The sequence below is a fragment of the Pantoea sp. SIMBA_079 genome (assembly GCF_046940275.1).
Taxonomy (GTDB): domain Bacteria; phylum Pseudomonadota; class Gammaproteobacteria; order Enterobacterales; family Enterobacteriaceae; genus Pantoea; species Pantoea borealis.
Window position 1 is genome coordinate 1 of sequence record NZ_JAWRYR010000226.1, and the last position, 277, is coordinate 277.

Consider the following 277-nt stretch of genomic DNA (forward strand, 5'->3'; position numbering starts at 1 on the left):
GTGCGGCCATCACCGCATCGATGTCCTTGTAGGCCATCGGAATTTCGTCGACGACGCCCGCATCCTTGCGGCATTCGACGCCCAGGGTTGCCTTCACCTGGTCGTCAACCGTGAAGCGGCGCTTTGCTTCCGTACGGCTCATCGTCCGGCCCGCGCCGTGGCTGCACGAGCAGAAGCTTTCCGGGTTGCCGAGCCCACGCACGATGAAGCTCTTCGCACCCATCGAGCCCGGGATGATCCCGAGCTGCCCCTTCTGCGCCGACACCGCGCCCTTGCG

The 277-nt window shown here is 65.7% G+C and carries 1 protein-coding gene; it reads right to left on the bottom strand.

Annotated features, from left to right (window positions below):
• The coding region (locus SB719_RS19805) for an RtcB family protein (RefSeq protein ID WP_412159685.1) at nt 1-277 on the bottom strand (277 nt) is incomplete at both ends.